Origin of the sequence: Pseudomonas sp. E45-MNA-CIBAN-0222 (assembly GCF_040310405.1) — a bacterium.
GTDB lineage: Bacteria > Pseudomonadota > Gammaproteobacteria > Pseudomonadales > Pseudomonadaceae > Stutzerimonas > Stutzerimonas stutzeri_AC.
Genome location: NZ_JBEOPU010000098.1, coordinates 1 through 274 on the forward strand (window position 1 = coordinate 1; position 274 = coordinate 274).

Sequence of the window (274 nt, forward strand, 5' to 3'; positions counted from 1 at the left end):
CCGTCAAATAGCCCCAGATCAATTAGTGTTAACTCCAGATGAATTCCTTGCTCAGCTTGATAAAGCTGAAGGTGACAGTGCTCAAATGGCTGTCAACATGAAATGGGTTGACGAACTGGTTTCGGCTGATGCGTTCCGTGTCGCGATGATTGAACGTGTTGGCAGTGATAAAGAAGGTAAAAACTTTAAGCAAATTAGCTTTAATGATTACCGAGCGTTAACCGCACCTATGCCTAGCTTTGTTGAAAAAGACGCAGTTGCCGTTATCGTTGCT

The 274-nt window shown here is 43.8% G+C and carries 1 protein-coding gene; it reads left to right on the forward strand.

The annotated features are described in order from the left end of the window. The coding region (locus tag AAEZ08_RS22930; RefSeq protein WP_500125178.1) for a hypothetical protein at positions 1-274 on the forward strand (274 nt) is incomplete at both ends.